At 67.4% G+C, this 14,602-nt stretch carries 14 protein-coding genes, 1 pseudogene and 1 riboswitch; of the genes and pseudogenes, 3 read left to right on the top strand and 12 right to left on the bottom strand.

Annotation, left to right across the window (positions count from 1 at the left end; genetic code table 11):
• Positions 1–11: 11 nt before the first annotated feature.
• Positions 12–332: pseudogene (locus H276_RS23875) on the top strand (cytochrome P450); the annotation flags it as partial.
• Here H276_RS23875 and H276_RS0105875 read toward each other — a convergent pair.
• Genes H276_RS0105875 through H276_RS0105855 form a run of 5 tightly spaced genes read right to left on the bottom strand, consistent with a single transcriptional unit; the run spans position 288 to position 5,895 of the window.
• Positions 288–1,313: an NAD(P)/FAD-dependent oxidoreductase gene (locus H276_RS0105875; protein ID WP_019970378.1), complete on the bottom strand. Its 1,026-nt coding sequence runs from the start codon at positions 1,311–1,313 to the stop codon at positions 288–290. The pseudogene H276_RS23875 and the gene H276_RS0105875 sit on opposite strands and share 45 nt — an antisense overlap.
• Positions 1,310–1,819 carry an isoprenylcysteine carboxyl methyltransferase family protein gene (locus tag H276_RS0105870; RefSeq protein WP_019970377.1) on the bottom strand — a complete coding sequence of 170 codons (510 nt, stop codon included), beginning with the start codon at positions 1,817–1,819 and terminating at the stop codon, positions 1,310–1,312. Before H276_RS0105870 ends, H276_RS0105875 begins: the two co-directional genes overlap by 4 nt.
• Positions 1,819–2,907 carry a type III polyketide synthase gene (locus H276_RS0105865; RefSeq protein ID WP_019970376.1) on the bottom strand — a complete coding sequence of 363 codons (1,089 nt, stop codon included), beginning with the start codon at positions 2,905–2,907 and terminating at the stop codon, positions 1,819–1,821. The genes H276_RS0105870 and H276_RS0105865 overlap by 1 nt, the downstream gene beginning before the upstream one ends.
• A gap of 58 nt (positions 2,908–2,965) precedes the next feature.
• Positions 2,966–4,402: a M28 family peptidase gene (locus tag H276_RS0105860; RefSeq protein WP_019970375.1), complete on the bottom strand. Its 1,437-nt coding sequence runs from the start codon at positions 4,400–4,402 to the stop codon at positions 2,966–2,968.
• Positions 4,399–5,895, bottom strand: coding sequence for a M28 family metallopeptidase (locus H276_RS0105855; RefSeq protein WP_196807846.1), 1,497 nt, complete (start codon positions 5,893–5,895; stop codon positions 4,399–4,401). The genes H276_RS0105860 and H276_RS0105855 overlap by 4 nt, the downstream gene beginning before the upstream one ends.
• A 118-nt stretch (positions 5,896–6,013) precedes the next feature.
• Here H276_RS0105855 and H276_RS25545 point away from each other — a divergent pair, with 118 nt between their 5' ends.
• Entirely contained in the window at positions 6,014–8,617 is a 2,604-nt protein-coding gene (locus H276_RS25545; RefSeq protein ID WP_019970373.1) for an AAA family ATPase, read from the top strand.
• 553 nt (positions 8,618–9,170) lie between these two features.
• Positions 9,171–9,356: a hypothetical protein gene (locus H276_RS24515; protein ID WP_155942972.1), complete on the top strand. Its 186-nt coding sequence runs from the start codon at positions 9,171–9,173 to the stop codon at positions 9,354–9,356.
• Between the two features lie 19 nt (positions 9,357–9,375).
• Here the strand turns inward: H276_RS24515 and H276_RS0105840 are convergent, their stop codons facing one another.
• The 7 genes from H276_RS0105840 to thiO all read right to left on the bottom strand — a co-directional run bounded on the left by H276_RS0105840 (position 9,376) and on the right by thiO (position 14,470).
• On the bottom strand, positions 9,376–9,579 hold the full coding sequence (locus H276_RS0105840) for a hypothetical protein (protein WP_019970371.1): 204 nt from the start codon (positions 9,577–9,579) through the stop codon (positions 9,376–9,378).
• Positions 9,580–9,809: 230 nt separating this feature from the next.
• Positions 9,810–10,568 carry an ABC transporter permease gene (locus tag H276_RS0105835; protein WP_019970370.1) on the bottom strand — a complete coding sequence of 253 codons (759 nt, stop codon included), beginning with the start codon at positions 10,566–10,568 and terminating at the stop codon, positions 9,810–9,812.
• Positions 10,565–11,467, bottom strand: coding sequence for an ATP-binding cassette domain-containing protein (locus H276_RS0105830; protein ID WP_019970369.1), 903 nt, complete (start codon positions 11,465–11,467; stop codon positions 10,565–10,567). Before H276_RS0105830 ends, H276_RS0105835 begins: the two co-directional genes overlap by 4 nt.
• Positions 11,468–11,566: 99 nt before the next feature.
• Entirely contained in the window at positions 11,567–12,406 is an 840-nt protein-coding gene (locus H276_RS0105825) for a hypothetical protein (RefSeq protein WP_019970368.1), read from the bottom strand.
• Between the two features lie 111 nt (positions 12,407–12,517).
• Positions 12,518–13,276 carry a thiazole synthase gene (locus tag H276_RS0105820; protein WP_019970367.1) on the bottom strand — a complete coding sequence of 253 codons (759 nt, stop codon included), beginning with the start codon at positions 13,274–13,276 and terminating at the stop codon, positions 12,518–12,520.
• Positions 13,269–13,469 (bottom strand): sulfur carrier protein ThiS, encoded by a 201-nt coding sequence (gene thiS / locus H276_RS0105815; RefSeq protein ID WP_019970366.1) that lies wholly within the window; start codon positions 13,467–13,469, stop codon positions 13,269–13,271. Before thiS ends, H276_RS0105820 begins: the two co-directional genes overlap by 8 nt.
• Positions 13,466–14,470, bottom strand: a complete 1,005-nt coding sequence (gene thiO / locus H276_RS0105810) for a glycine oxidase ThiO (RefSeq protein ID WP_019970365.1) — start codon at positions 14,468–14,470, stop codon at positions 13,466–13,468. Before thiO ends, thiS begins: the two co-directional genes overlap by 4 nt.
• Positions 14,460–14,572, bottom strand: a riboswitch (TPP riboswitch). It overlaps the preceding gene by 11 nt.
• Between the last annotated feature and the right edge of the window lie 30 nt (positions 14,573–14,602).

The raw sequence follows: 14,602 nt of genomic DNA, 5'->3' as shown, positions 1-14,602 counted from the left end.
CCCGTGCCGGGCTGACACTCGACCCGGACCAGTTCTCTCCGGATCGCTCGGCGGGCCGAAACCGTTGGCAGTACCTGTCTTTCGGCGGTGGTCCGCGTTCCTGCGTGGGAGATCACTTCGCGATGCTGGAAGCTACCCTGGCGCTGGCCACCCTTGTCCGCGAGGTCTACGTGACATCCCATCACCATGGCTTCCCGGTAAAGACACCCTTCACCGTGGTTGCCGCCGAACCCATCCCGGCGCGGATCACAAGGAGGAGACAGTCGCAGACGCGCGGGCTGCGCAAGTCATTCCCCGAGCGCGTTGACCACCGCGGAGAAGACGACGGGTAGCGTCGCAGCAGCCGGCGTGATGCTCGCCCGCACGGGCCGAAAGCCGCTGCCGTACAACAGCGCTGCCGTCAGGAACCGGTAGCGCCTGGTCAGTGCCCGCCACTGCCGGTCGTAGTCGCCCGGCCGGTCGGCAAGCACACATCCGACCAACAGCTCGGCGGCACCGAACGCCAGGCCCATCCCCTCGCCCGTCAGCGCGTCGATGTAGCCCGCCGCGTCCCCGACAAGCAGCACGCGGCCCGCGGTGCGGTCCCGGACCTTCTGCCGCAACGGTCCCGCGGCCCGGTCGGCCCCGTGCGGCAGTCCGTGGATCCGCTCGGCCAATTGCGGAAGCTTCCCGATGTGTTCGTCGAACCGGCCACGACCCGAGGTCAGGATCACCACGCCGACACAGTCGTCGGCGACAGGCGTCACGTAAGCCTCGGTGGCGTCCGCATCCCGGGCCCAGTGCACCTCGACACAGTCCGACCACGGCGCAATCTCGACGTGCCGGCGGATCCCCCACCGCCGCCGCGGCCCGTTGTCACACGACAGCCCGAGCGACCGGCGGATCGGCGAGTGCAAACCGTCGGCGGCGGCCAGGTACCGCGACCGGAAACCCGCGGCGGTCACCGACGTCGAATCTTGGCTCACCTCACCCACTTCGCCTTGCACCACCTTCACGCCGGCCGCGGTCGCCGCGTCGGACAGCGCGGCATGCAGCACCGTGCGCCGCACGCCTCGTCCCGCACCGCCGGTGAACCGCGCCTCGGCCACCCGGCAGCCATCCAGATAGCGGATGCCGCGAAAGGCCCGGCCGTCGGCGTGAGCGCCGAGAGCTTCGAGGTGCCGGACCGAATGCGGCATCAACCCCTCACCGCAGGCTTTGTCGATCGGGCCGCACCGGCGCTCGACCACCACCGTCTCAAGCCCGGCTCGGGCCGCGCGGATGGCGGTGGCCAGGCCGGCCGGCCCGCCACCCGCAACGAGCAGATCAATCACGTCAAGCCTTGCAACGCATCGTTTTCCACCCGGATCCGGGTTCGCAGCAACACCGCATTGGCTACGCTGAAGACCAGCGCCGTGCGCCAGGCACCACCGACCAGCGGCAGTGCCACGCCCTCGGTCACCACCGCGACGTAGTTCGGATGCGGCACCACCCGGTACGGACCGCCGGTCACCCGCTCCGCCCCGGGTATCACCACCACCCGGGTGTTCCATTGGCGGCCGAGCGTCGTGATACACCACCAGCGCAGACCCTGTGCGGCCAGCACCAGGGTCAGCATCGGCCAACCCAGCCACGGACGGAACGGGTGCCGGCGTGCCTCCAGTAGCGCGCCGGCCAGCAGGCCGGTGTGCAGGACCACCATCACCGGGTAGTGCCCGGAGCCGAACTCCTTGCCGCCGTTGGCCTTACTCCACTGAAGGTTGCGCCGGGAGACCACGAGCTCGACCACTCGTTCGGCGGCGACCGCGGCGATCAGGGCGGCCATGCCTTTGCGGCCCATCAGCGCCAACGCAGCAGGACGAGTTCGGAGCAGAAGCCCGGCCCCATGGCCATCAGGACACCCGGGCTGCCCGGCGCGGGGCGCTTGCAGATGGTGTCCCGCAGCACGTGCAGTACCGACGAAGACGACAGATTGCCCACCTCCGACAGCGATTGCCAAGTCAAATCCAGTGCGTCGGAAGGTAGTTCGAGAGTATTGATGATCGCCTCGATCACCTTCGGGCCGCCCGGGTGACTCACCCAGGACTCTACGTCATCGACTTTGAGGCCGTGTGCAGCAAGGAAACCGGTTACGTCATCGCCCAGATAGCGCCCCACGAAGCTCGGCACATCCGCGCTCAGCACGATCTCGAACCCGGCACTGCCGATGTCCCAACCCATGGCGTGCAACGAGTCGGGGTACAGATGGCTGCAGGAGTCCAATACGTCGGGCCCGCTCGGGCCGAGCTGTTGCGCACGCTGCGCGCCGACCGACACCACCGCCGCGGCGCCGTCGCCGAACAACGCACCCGCGACCAATGTGGGCATCGATGGATGGTGTTTGCGGGTCAGCGAACACAGCTCCACCGACACCAGCACCGCGATCTTGTCGGGCGCGCCACGCAGATAGTCGTTGAGCCGGGCGATGCCGGCCGCCCCGGCCACACAGCCCAACCCGAAGATCGGGATGCGTCGCACGTCGGGCCGCAGCCCCAACTTTCCCGCGATCCGCGCATCCAGCGAAGGCACCACTGCCCCGGTGACCGTCGTGGTAACGATCAGATCGACGTCCTGCGGACGCAGACCGGCCTCTTCGAGCGCACCCGACAACGCCTGGCACCCCAGCTCCGTCGCATGTTCGATGAACAGGTCGTTCGTATCGCCGAAATCGCTGAGCTGCGCATACTCTTCCAGCGGCCGGACCAGGTATCGGCTGTTGACCTTCGCACTCTTGTGCAGAGCCCGCACCACATCGGCGACTTCGTCGTATCCTGGCAGGTCGAGCAGCGTCTCGGTGATCTCGTCCTGGGTATATCGATGCGGCGGAAGAACGCCGTGAACACCGGCGATTGTGCTGTGACTGACAATCTGGCCAAAGTCGATTCCCATACCCCGTACTACGGGACGGCGTGCAGTCCGGTTCACCGGAATCCGGCTGTTTTTTGATTCAGCCTTGGTGCCGGTTGCGTTTGTCGTGCGACGGCACCCCGTTGACGCCGTCGATCGACGCCGCGTAGCTGCCGACAGCAAAGGCCACGGCGGGACCCATGATCGACAGTGCGTGGGCATCGACATTGTCGATGGTGTCCCGCCGGGTGTGGTAGTTCGGGTCGAACGGTTGCCCCGCCTTACCGCCCCAGAGCCGCGCCTGCACCTCCGTTTTGCGTTGGGACGATCCCGTGGTGGTGCCGCCGATCGGCACGCCCGCGGCCAAGAACGGGCTGTAGTCGGTGGTATTGCTCAGCGGCATGTCGGCGGGGCGTACCCCGGCGAGGTTGAGGTAGCCGGCCAGGGTGCGCTCGATGCCCGCCGACCCCTCGGGAACCGGTTTGACGACAGTCGTCGCGGCGGATTGGTCGCCGTCATAGGTGAAGTATCCAGCGTTGGTCGAACCCAACGTGTCGAAGTTGAGGTACAGCGCCACATCCCCGAGTTGACTCTCGTCGAGTCCGCGCACATACTGCGTCGACCCGTCAGCACCGGTCTCCTGCCCACCCCAGAACGCGAACCGCACCGCGTTGTGCACCGGCGGCGAACTACCGAGTTGCACTGCGGTTTCCAGCAGTGCGGCCACGCCGGTGGCGTTGTCGTTGATGCCCGGGCCACCGCGGATGCTGTCCAGGTGCGCTCCGGCCATCACCACGTCCGAAGTCGATCCGGTCTTGGTCTGCGCCACCAGGTTCCGTGATTTGATCAGCTCTGATCTGCCGTCCAGCGTGAGCTTGACCGCGGCCGAAGTGCGCAGCAGCGCAGTGTCGACGGTCTTGTCGATGATGCCGACGGGCACCGTGAGCTGCCGGTAGTAGTCCTGGGTGAACAACCCCGCGGGACTGGGCCTGACGGTACTGACCACCAGCAGCCCGACCGCGCCCTGCGCCACTGCGGTGTTTTGTTTGACCACCACCGAGCATCCGGTGTCATCGACCACGGCGATGGCCCCGGTCATCTTCTTGGTTCCGTAGTCCGCCGCCGTGCAGCCCGCGAGCTTCGTCGGGTGCAGGGTGGGTGCGCTCAGGCCGCCGGGTGGTGTCGTGGTCAGCAGCGACGCTTGAACGACCGGGTACCGCGTACCTTCGACAACCAGAGCGGGATTACCGCCCTGCATGGGACCGAGCCGCTCGAACTCCGGCGTCTGAACATCGAAGCCCTTGCTCCGCAAGAGATTCGATACGTAGTCGAGGCTGGTGTCGTACCCGGGGGTGTCCTGGGCCCGGTTGCCGCCGTTGGCCTCGGCGATCTCGGCGAACTTGTGCAGGTGGGTGTACATGGCGTCCACGGTGATCCGGCTCGCCAACTCATGCGGATCGACCTGCGGTGGCGGTGCTGACGAACACCCTGCGACGGCGACGGCCACCAGCGTCGCGGCGCCCCAGCCAGCCCTCACGACGCGTCGATCTCGTGTCGGGTGCGGTCGGACCGGATCGGAATCCCGTTGCGGCCACCGAGATCCTGTGCGTACAGCCCGACGGCGTAGGCGACACCCTCACCGTGGATCTGCAACGCAGTCTGATCCACGTGGTCCAGGGTGTCGGTGGGCTGGTGGTAATTCGGATCGAAGGGCTGGTCTGCGTTGCCTTTCCACAGCTTTGCCTCCTCCTGCGTCATCTTGTCCTCGGCACCCGAGAACAATCCACCTGCCGGGATGCCGGCCTGGGTGAATCCGTCGTAGTCGGAGCGTCCGTCGAAGCTGGTGTCGCGCGGCGTCTTTCCGGCGTTCTGCAGGTAGGTGGCAAGCGTGCGCTCGATACCCGCCGAGCCCTCCGGGACTCGCGGCGGACCGTTGGGGTCGGGCGGCGCGGACTGGTCGCCGTCGTAGGTGAAGTAGCCCGGGTTGGGCGAGCCGAGCATGTCGAAGTTGAGGTACAGCGCGATGTCCTTGAGCGCTTCGAGATCCAGCGACTGTACGTAGTTGTGCGATCCGCGCAGGCCCTCCTCCTCGGCGCCCCAGAACCCGAACCGCACCGCATTCTTGATATCGGGTGAATTACCCAGCTGCAGAGCGGTTTCCAGCACTGCGGCAACCCCGGAGCCGTTGTCGTTGATACCAGGCCCCTCCGGAACGCTGTCGAGGTGCGCACCGAGCATGACCACGTCGGATGTCGAACCGGTCTTCGTCTGGGCGATCACGTTCCGGGTGTGTTCGGTGCGGACCCCGGCGTTGAGTCTGATCGTGGTGGAGCCAGGAGTGGCCCGAAGTCGCGCGCCGTCGGCCTTGCTCACACTGACCACCGGAATCTTGACCTCGGTGCGCTCGCCGAGAGTGCCGCCCATCTGGTCGCCGTCTTGATTGTTCGCGACGATCAGGGCGACGGCCCCGCGCTCGGCAGCAGCGGTCTGTTTGGCACTGAACGCGCAGTGCCCGCGGTCGACCAGCACCACGGCACCGGCCACCGGCAGCCCGTCGTAGTCCTTGGCTTCACACCCGGGGGAATCCCCGGTGCGGGCCGCCACCAGCGGGCCGGACACCCCCGCAGGCCCGGTGCCGATCGTGTACAGCAGCGGCTTGGCGGCCACCGATTGTCCGCCGACGGTGACCTGCGGATCTTCGGAGAACGGCAGGCGGACCTCAAACTCGGGGGTTTGCACATCAAAACCCTTGTCGCGCAAAGTGTTCACCACATAGTCGACGCTGGCGTCATAGCCGCTCGTGCCGAGTGCGCGGGTGTTGTCGTTGGCGTCGGCGATCTCCTGCAGCTTCTTGAGGTGGTCCATCATCGCGTCCACCGACACCTGGTGACGCAGCTGTTCGGCGAATTCTCGGGCTGCGGGCGGGGCCGCCGGCGTATCGGCATCGAGTTCCGTCTTGCTGTCACAGCCGGCCAAAGCCACGGCCAGCACGACCGCACCAAGGACCGCCCCCGTCAAATTGCGTCGCATTGCACCCACCGTAGTGGGTGTCCGAGGCGGCGGGCGGCGTTGACAACGACCAGTGGAGAGCAAAAGGAAATCGCCCAAGCCGTCATTTGCGACTCTTCGAGCTGGCTACTATCCGAACATGAGCGATCGCTGGCCCGTGACGGGCCGGGGGGAAGAGCTTCGCCTGATCGATGAAGCCTTTGCCGACGGTGAACTCAGTGGGGTTCTGATCGCCGGCGAGGCCGGTGTAGGCAAGACGAGGCTCGCTCGCGAGGCCGCCGACGCGATGGCCTCCGCCGGTTGGGTGGTCAATCGGGTGGCCGGGACGGTGGCCGGGCGTCCGGTGCCACTGGGCCCGTTTGCGCCGTGGACCAACGATCTCGAAGCGGCCCCGACGACCATGGCGCGCCAGGTCGTCGACGGATTGCGGGCCGCCGCCGGCGACGCGCCACTGCTGCTCGTCGTCGACGACGCACATCTGCTCGACGACCTGTCCGCACTGGTGATACATCAACTGGTGGTGCAGCGCGTGGCCAAGGTCGTCGCCACCGTCCGCACCGGCGAACCGGCACCGGATGCGGTGACGACGCTGTGGAAAGACGGCGTGCTGCGCCGACTTGAATTGCAGCCGTTGTCGCGCCCGGAGTCCGAGAAGCTGCTGCAGTCGGTTCTGGGCGTCGTGAGCGACGAGTTCGCCGAACGGATGTGGAGACTGACCCGCGGAAATGTGCTGTACCTGCGGCACCTCGTCGAGCAGGAACGCGCAGAGAAGCGGCTGGTATGTGAGGCCGGCCAGTGGACGTGGACGGCCGAATCGTCGATGTCGCCAACGCTTGTCGAGTTGGTCGAATTGCAGATCGGCGCAGTCCCCGGCGATGTTCGTGAGGTCGTCGACCTGGTGGCCGTTGCCGAACCCCTGGATCGGTTCTGCCTGGCGGTGCTGGCCGAACAGAGTTCGATCGAGGCAGCCGAGGAGCGCGGACTGATCAAGGTGGCGCCCGGGGCCGACCTGGTCTACGTCGGTCATCCGCTCTACGGCGAAGTTCGGCTCAGTCAGTGTGGCCCGTTGCGGCTGCGCCGGCTGCGCGGTGACATCGCGAAGGCCATGGCACGCCTACCCGACGCCAGCCGGGCAGATCCTCTTCGGCTAGGGCTGTTGTGGCTCGAATCGGATCTGACTCCCGATCCGCGTGTGCTGTCTTGGGCCGCCGCGGTCGCCCGTTCGCGGCTCGACCTGGCACTCGCCGAACGCCTCGCCGCCGGCGCTGTCGAGGTCAGCGCAGACCCCCAGTACAAGATGCTGCTCGCGTACGTGCTGTTCCTGCGCGAAAAGGGAACCGAAACAGAACAACTCCTCGGCGCGATCGAACCTGACGCACTGCCCGCCACCGGTTTCGTCGGCCCGGCGGTCCTGCGGGCGGCCAACCTGCTCTGGGTACTGCGTCGCCCTGAACACGCCATGAAGGTCATCGACGACGCGATCCTGGCGAATGAGACCGCTCCCGACGACCACCTCCGTACCTTCCGCGCGGTCCAACTGGTCCTGGCCGGCCAACCCGCCGAAGCTCTCGACACGATGGCGACCGTAAACCCCCAGCATCTCGACCATTTCGGCGCGATCATGGGCCTCTGCGCCCAGACCATCGCGTTGGGCGACCTGGGACAGCCGCAACAAGCCGCCGAGAAGGCGACCGCCGGCTATGCCACGCTTCACGAATCACCCCAGGCGGGCTTCGGAGGCACAGGTCTGGCCGAATTCCATGCCTACGCATTGCTGGCTGCCGGGTTCATCGCGGAGGCGACGGCCGTCGCCGAGGAGCGGCATCGACTGTGCGCCGAACTGTCTGGCATAACCAGCTCCATGGCGACCGCCACGGTGGGTATGACCGCACTGGCCAAGGGCGATCTGCCCACTGCGGTGCGCTGCCTCGATTCGGCCGGCGCCGGAATTGGCGGATACGGTGAAATCAGTGGGATCTTTTATCGGTTCAAGATCCTGCGCACCGAGGCCTTGGCCCGTTCCGGGCAGGTTGATGCCGCGATAGCGGCCATGAAAGCCACTCGTGACAGTCGACATCCGGCCTACGCCTATGTCGAGTCCGGCTACCTGCTCGCGTCGGCATGGGTGGAGGCGGTCCGTGGCCGGGCCGGCGAGTCACGCAAGATCGCAGCGCATGCCGCGGAATTCGCCCGCAGGCACGGCCAGCCGGCGCGCGAGGTCATCTGCCTGCAGACCGCTGCTCACCTGGGCGACATCACCTGCGCCGACCGACTCGCCGAATTGGCGCAATCGGTCGAAGGGCCCCGGGCTGCCGTCGCCGCCCGGTACGCACGCGCGCTGGCTGACGACGACAGTGCCGCACTAGAACTCGCATCGCGAGACTTCGAGACAATGGGTGACATGCTGGCCGGTGCTGACGCGGCGGCCCAAGCCGCGTCGAGCTACCGCCGCGCCGGTCTGCGCGGCAGCGCACTTTCCGCCAGCGCCCGCGCCGGCCACCTTGCCCAGGAGTGCGGGGGCGCTGTCAGCCCAGCGCTGACCGCCGCCAAGATCTCGCTTCCGCTGACCGCGCGACAACGTGAGATCGCGCTTCTCGTGTCGCAGGGAATGTCGAACCGTGATATCGCCGAGGCGATGTCGCTTTCGGTGCGGACCGTGGAAGGTCACATCTACCGGGCGGCCGTGAAGGCCGGCGTCGCGACGAGAGCCGAATTATCCACGGCTATCAGCGACTTCACGTAGCGACACAAGCGCCGAGACCGGCCAAACATGGCGGTATGCCACGTCGCGGCTGCCATCGCGCCCTCGCGTAGTTGTTGCGTCGGGGCCGCAAACCACAGGTAGTTGGTCGTGACGGGCAAGCGAGATTCGGGTAGTCCGGCTCGGATACCGCTCATTGTCGCGGCAGCGACAGTGAGTCGGAAGAGCGTCGGGCGCGTCGCAGAGATCAGACAGCGGAGGAGCGAGGGCAATCGTGAACGCTTGCGTGGACAGGTGTCCGAGCCGGGGCCAGCTCCGGCATTTCGGAGGTGCCCGCGCACTGCGGATGCTCGGCATCGTCGCCGTCGCGGCCTTGTCGATTGCCGGCTGTCAGAGCCAGGGACCGCAGCCGACGCCGCCTACGGTCACGATTACAGTGCCCGCGGCGACGACCGCACCGCCCGCGGTGACCAGTCAGCCGCTCCCGTCGGCGAGCGCGAATCCCGCACCTGCGCCGCGCCCGACTGCGTCCCCGACCAGATCCGTGGCGCCAAGCCAGCGGACGGCCTCCACACCAGCACCGACGACGGCCGCCGTGCCGCCTGTCCAGCCGACGGTCGGCCGAGTCCCCTCGGAAAACGACCCGCCCGGCACCTGGGACTTCGGCCAGTGCGAGGGGCACGAAGTGTGCCCCGGTGACAATCCGGCGCCCGCCGATGAGCTGCCCACCGACCCGGGGCAGGGAAATCCCGGACCGGGTGTCGAGGGCGCCGCCGGATGATGACGGCGGCTCGTCGGCGTCACTGCAGTTTCTCCAGCTCGATCGCCAGCTTCCGGTGCGCGATCTCGAGAACGCTCGCCAGTCCTTCGGGTTCGATTCGCAGGTAATCGCAGATCACCTCGTCTGCCGCGCCGGCGCGGGACAGGCGCAGTGCCAACGAATGCGCTTCGGGAAGCTGCCGCAACGCGGCCTCATAGCGGCGCTCGGCGTCGTCAACTGTCATCACGTCTGCCCTCGCTCGTCGAAGACCCCGGACAACTGCCCTAGGTGGACAGAATCCCAACCCGGACAACACTGTTGGGGCCACATTCATCGTGACTCGCAAGGTGCCGCCCGACAGCCGTGCTCGACTACCTGAAACCAGTGGCCGCCCGACACCGGACTACGCGCGACCCGGATGGCAATACGCGTGCGCCGTCGTCGTGCAATCCCGGAGCGGGTCCACGGCTCCGATCAGGCGTCACGCTTGTTCAACACCACAACGGACGCGACGAACACGACCGCAACCAGGGCCACGAAGTAGAGCAGCGAACCCGTTTCACCCCACGGGATGGCATAGGTCGGGAACAGCCATTCCACGTCGAGGAAGCGGAACATGTTGGCGAACGGCAGCCACGGGCCGAGCTGCACACCCGTGGATGGCAGGTTGCCCAGTAGCGGCTCCGCGACCAGCGGCCACAACAACAGCACCGCAACGGCACCGGCCGTGAAGCGCACCAGTGCACCGACGGCGACCCCGAGCACCGCGGCGAGCGCGGCGTAGAGCGCAAAGCCTCCCGCCACCGACCAGGTCGCCGAATTGGCCGGCGACAGTTGTGCGCCCGCAACCGGTTCGGCGAACAATCGGGCCACCAGGATCGACGCCAGCACCATCACCACCGCACACACCGACGAAAATGCCGCCGCGACAATCGCCTTCGCGACCAATATCCAGGTCCGGTTGGGTGTCGCCAGCAACGTGGTGCGGATCAGCCCGGTGCGGTACTCGCCCGTCACCGTCATCGACGCCAAGATCATCAGCACCGGCACGCCGAACACCGCCACCCCCAGCGCGGCCTTGCCCGGCGCCAGCGGGGTGTGACCGTAGGAAGTCCAACCCTGCAGGGCGGCCACCCCCAGGCTCAGCGCGGCCACACCCAGTATCGACCACAGCGGCGAGCGCGTGGTGGACAGTTTGATGCGTTCGGCGTCGAGCGCCGCGAACGCGCTCACGGCTTGCCCGCCCGATAGTCGACGGCGTCGTCGGTGAGTTTCAGATACGCCTCCTCCAACGAAGCCGCCTGCGTGCTCAATTCGTGCAACACGATCGAATTGCGGGCCGCCAGTTCCCCGATCACCTCGATGGCCGCACCGCACACCGTGAGCGCGTCGGCATCCACGTCCGTCTGCAGCCCGGCGTCGGCGAGTACTTCGGCCAGGGTGTCCAACTGCGGGCTGCGCACCCGCACGGTGTTGCCCGACCCGCTGACGAATTCCACGACCGTCGTCGACGCGATCAGCTTGCCCTGGCCGATCACCACCAACCGATCTGCGGTGTGGGACATTTCGGCCAGCATATGGCTGGACACGAACACCGTGCGGCCCTCGGCGGCCAGGCTACGCATCAGGCAGCGCACCCAGTGGATGCCTTCGGGATCCAGACCGTTGACGGGCTCGTCGAACAACAGCACCGGCGGATCCCCGAGCAATGCGGCGGCAATGCCGAGCCGCTGACTCATGCCCAGCGACAGCGTCCCCGCGATCCGATCGCCTACCGCGTCCAACCCGACGGCTTCGAGCACCTCGTCGACGCGGGTGGCCGGGATCCGATTGGCGGCGGCAATCCAGCGCAGGTGGTTGCGGGCACTGCGGTTGGGGTGGACCTGACGCGCGTCGAGCAACGCACCGACAGTCCGCAGCGGATCGCGCAGCTCGCGATACGGCTTGCCGTCGATGACGGCCGTGCCGGCATTCGGACGGTCGAGGCCGAGGATCAGCCGCATGGTGGTGGTCTTGCCTGCGCCGTTGGGCCCGAGGAACCCGGTGACCACGCCCGCTTCGACGGTGAACGTCAGGTCGTCGACGGCACGTTGGGTTCCGTAGAGTTTGGTCAGCCCGGCGAGTTCGATCATCGCCGTCCAGTATCCCTACCGCCGTGTGCGACCGTCATCAGCCACACCTTCGCGAGTGTGAATCTCCTGCGAGAAAACTGTCTTGGATTCGCAGAGGATTCACACTCGCGGAACTCCGGCGGCCGAGATCCGCTTGATGATGTCTGCCTCGCCATCCATGCAGGTGACCCGGATATGGGTCCATCCCATGCGCGTCACCGTCTCTGCCTTATGGATATCCCGATTGAAGCGGCGGCGATCTGTTCGATGCTGCTCACCCTCGTAGTCTGCGGCGACCTTGACGTCTTCCCAGGCCATGTCGAAAACCCCTACCAGCACCCCATATTCGTCATGGACGGGTACCTGGGTACGCGGTCTCGGAAATCCGGCTCGGCCTGCGAGTAGCCGCAGCCAGGTTTCGCGCGGCGACTCTGCGCCGGCGTCGACGAGGCCCAGTGCTGTTCGCGCGTTCTTGATCCCTCTACGTCCGCGGTATCGGTCGACGAGCAACTCCACATCGGCCCGCTTCACGTGTGTCGCGTTGGCGAGAGCGTCGATCAGCTCCACGGCCTGGTCGACGGGATACCGACAGGCCAGGTCGAGTACCGTGCGAGCCGGCGTGGTCACCCGCATGCCGCCCACGATTGTGATCTCGTCATCCTCGAAACGATCGCACCGAGTGCGTATCCCCTTGGGCGGGCGACGATTGTCACAGATCAACTCGGCTGGCTGCCGTGCGTCCAGCCATTTCGATCCGAGCAGCGCTGCGGCCGACCGTCCTGCGACCACTGCCCGGCGCTCCGACCACAACCATGCAGCCTTTGCCCTCGACTTGGCGGTGAGTACGGTGTCGCGGCCCACATAGATACCCGGATAGATCGCCGCGCATCTGGTGCGTAGCTGATACGCCGTCAACTTGCCCGACGCGATGGCTTCCGTCCCTATGAATGGCTCCCCCATGCAGGGAGTGTGCCGAGCGCCACCGACACCTTCGCGAGTGTGAATCCCCTGCGAGAAAATTGCCTGGATTCACAGAGGATTCACGCTCGCGGAACTCGTCGCGGCGACCGATTACAGCGAAGGGCTCGACGCCTGCGCCCAGAAGCGTTTCGGGATGCGACCGGCCTGGCGGGCCAGGTAGCCGGCGGTGACGGCCGCCGACATGGCCGCGGCCATGGTGGGCGGATCGGATGCCCGGGTGACGGCGGTGGCCAGCAGGACTGCGTCGCAACCCAGCTCCATGGCCAGGGCGGCATCGCTCGCGGTCCCGATGCCGGCATCCAAGACCACCGGTACACCGGCCTGCGCGACGATCATCTCGATGTTGTGCGGGTTGGAGATTCCCAGCCCGGTGCCGATCGGCGCGCCCAGCGGCATCACCGCGGCGCATCCGGTGTCCTCCAACCGGCGCGCCAGCACCGGATCGTCGTTCGTGTAGGGCATCACGATGAACCCGTCGTCGACCAATTGCTCAGCGGCCTTGACCAGTTCGATGGCATCGGGCAGCAGCGTGCGGTCGTCGGCGATGACCTCGAGCTTGACCAGGTCGGTGCCCAGCGCCTCGCGGGCCAGCTGCGCGGTCAGTACCGCCTCGGCCGCGCCGCGACAGCCGGCGGTGTTGGGCAGCGCCGCAATCCCGAGCCGGTTGAGCAGATCCAGCACACCGGTTCCGCCCGAAGCGTCGATCCGGCGCATCGCCACCGTGGTCAGCTCGGTGCCGGAGGCCACCAGAGCCTCTTCCAGCACGGCGAGGTTGGGTGCCCCGCCGGTGCCCATGATGAGCCGCGACCCGAACTCGTGGCCGCCGATTTTCAACACGGAATCAGCCACCTTGCACCGCCGTGACCACCTCGACGCGGGCGCCGTCGGCCAGCGCGCGGTCCCACTCCGAGCGCGGTATCACCGACCAGTCCAGTGCCACCGCGATGCCCTTGTCCGGAAAGCCCCGGGTCTGGAGCAACCCCGCGACGGTGGTCTGTTCGGCCACCTCGATGGTTTCGTCGTTGACCGTTATGGTGATCATTTCGCTCCCACGCTCACCTCGAGCTCAGCCGCGATCCGCTCAGCGGTCCACGGCGCCAACAGAAATCCATTGCGGCCATGCCCTGCCGCCACCAGCGTGCGGTCGTCGAGCCGTTCGACGACGGGCAATCCGTCGGGGGTCATCGGCCGCAGCCCGGCCGCGGTCTCGGCCAGCTCGTATTCACCGAGCGCCGGCATCACCGCGCAGGCGTCGTCGAGCAGGTCGCGCACCCCGGTGACCACGGGCGCGGTGTCGCGGCCGTGCTCGTACTGGGTGGCACCCACGACGACACCGTCGACGCGTGGCACCAGATACACCGGACGGCCATGCACACGGGCCCGGACCACCCGGCGCGGCACCGGCATGCAGCCGCTGCGCCACCTCAGCCGCAACACCTCGCCCTTGACGGGCCGCACCGGCAGTCCCGGCCACAGCCGCGGCGCGTCGATGCCGTTGGCGATGACGCGCTGCTCGGCGTCGACCTCGTCGAGCGAGTCCACCGCAGGCGCCCACTGCACGCCCAGCCGCCGGCAGTGCGCGGTCAAGCCCTCGACCACCGCGCGGTTGTCCACCGCCAGCTCGGTCGTCGCCAGGAAGCCGTGCCGGATGCCTTGGGCCAGCAACGGTTCCACGTCGCGGGCGGCCGAGGTCAGCTCGACCGGATGCCCTTGGGCGGCCAACCATTCGGCGACGGTCCGCAAATCGGCGACGTCGGCGCGGTCGACGGCGACCACCAGAGATTCCCGCGCCGTGACCACCTCGGGCGGCAACCCATCCACGAAGCTCGAATGCCACAACCGCAGCGATTCCAGGCCGATCTGCAGCAGCCGCTCCTCGCCGGGCCAACCCTCGCTGTGCGGCGCAATCATGCCGCCGGCCACCCAGGATGCGCCACGCTCGGTGCTGGCGTGCAGCGTCACCGACCAGCCGTCGAGGGCCGCCCGGCGGGCGACGGACAGCCCGATGACGCCGCCGCCGACGACGGCTAGTGCTGGACCCATTTCTCCTCCCTACACCGGCATGACCCGGATCAGGTGTGACGGTAAGGGCTGGTACGTATGCCCACTCTCAGCCCCGTTCCCGGGACTCCCGTGTTGCCAGTTCACCTTACTCGGCACGCAGGCACTACCGTC

The organism is Mycobacterium sp. 141, from assembly GCF_000382405.1.
Taxonomy (GTDB): Bacteria; Actinomycetota; Actinomycetes; order Mycobacteriales; family Mycobacteriaceae; genus Mycobacterium.
This window is presented reverse-complemented; position numbering and strand designations above follow the sequence as displayed.

Coding starts and splice junctions, on each gene's coding strand:
- H276_RS0105870 (WP_019970377.1), bottom strand. CDS start 1,819: ATGGGCCGCAAAGGCATGGCCGCCCTGATCGCCGCGGTCGCCGCCGAA.
- H276_RS0105840 (WP_019970371.1), bottom strand. CDS start 9,579: ATGACAGTTGACGACGCCGAGCGCCGCTATGAGGCCGCGTTGCGGCAG.
- H276_RS0105865 (WP_019970376.1), bottom strand. CDS start 2,907: ATGGGAATCGACTTTGGCCAGATTGTCAGTCACAGCACAATCGCCGGT.
- H276_RS25545 (WP_019970373.1), top strand. CDS start 6,014: ATGAGCGATCGCTGGCCCGTGACGGGCCGGGGGGAAGAGCTTCGCCTG.
- H276_RS0105830 (WP_019970369.1), bottom strand. CDS start 11,467: ATGATCGAACTCGCCGGGCTGACCAAACTCTACGGAACCCAACGTGCC.
- H276_RS0105855 (WP_196807846.1), bottom strand. CDS start 5,895: ATGCGACGCAATTTGACGGGGGCGGTCCTTGGTGCGGTCGTGCTGGCC.
- thiO (WP_019970365.1), bottom strand. CDS start 14,470: ATGGGTCCAGCACTAGCCGTCGTCGGCGGCGGCGTCATCGGGCTGTCC.
- H276_RS0105825 (WP_019970368.1), bottom strand. CDS start 12,406: ATGGGGGAGCCATTCATAGGGACGGAAGCCATCGCGTCGGGCAAGTTG.
- thiS (WP_019970366.1), bottom strand. CDS start 13,469: ATGATCACCATAACGGTCAACGACGAAACCATCGAGGTGGCCGAACAG.